Origin of the sequence: Streptomyces shenzhenensis, from assembly GCF_021462265.1 — a bacterium.
Taxonomy (GTDB): domain Bacteria; phylum Actinomycetota; class Actinomycetes; order Streptomycetales; family Streptomycetaceae; genus Streptomyces; species Streptomyces shenzhenensis.
Genome location: NZ_JAJONF010000191.1, coordinates 1 through 595, shown reverse-complemented (window position 1 = coordinate 595; position 595 = coordinate 1). Strand labels below are relative to the sequence as shown.

The 595-nt window shown below is 73.9% G+C and carries 1 protein-coding gene; it reads left to right on the top strand.

Annotation, left to right across the window (positions count from 1 at the left end):
* Positions 1–595: ketoacyl-synthetase C-terminal extension domain-containing protein (locus LQ326_RS47400; protein WP_234545411.1), on the top strand; the 595-nt coding region annotated here is incomplete at both ends.

Genomic DNA, 595 nt, shown 5'->3' with positions numbered 1-595 from the left:
GACCGCGCCCAACGGCCGCTCCCAGGCCCGCCTGCTGCGCACCGCGCTCGACAACGCCCACCTCACCCCGGCCGACGTGGACATCGTCGAGGCGCACGGCACCGGCACCCGGCTCGGCGACCCCATCGAGGCCCAGGCCCTCCTGGCGGCCTACGGCCAGAACCGCAGCAGCCCCCTGCACCTCGGCTCCGTCAAGACCAACATCGGGCACACCCAGGCCGCCGCCGGCGTGGCGGGGGTCCTCAAGATGATCTGGGCGATGCGCGAGGGCCTGCTCCCGCGCAGCCTCCACCTCAGCAGGCCGACCTCCCAGGTCGACTGGAGCGAGGGCGACATCCGTCTCCTCGACCGCGCCCTCCCCTGGCCGGAGACGAACCGGCCACGGCGGGCCGGGATCTCGTCGTTCGGGATCAGCGGGACGAACGCCCACGTCATCCTGGAGCAGCCGGAGGAACACCAGCAGTCCGACGTCGGACAGCCGGAGGACCCCGAGCCACCCACCACCGGGGAAACGCCCACCGCACTGCCCCTGCTGCTGTCCGCCGCAAGCCCCGAGGCGCTGGCCGCGCAGGGCGAACGCCTCGCCACCCACCTC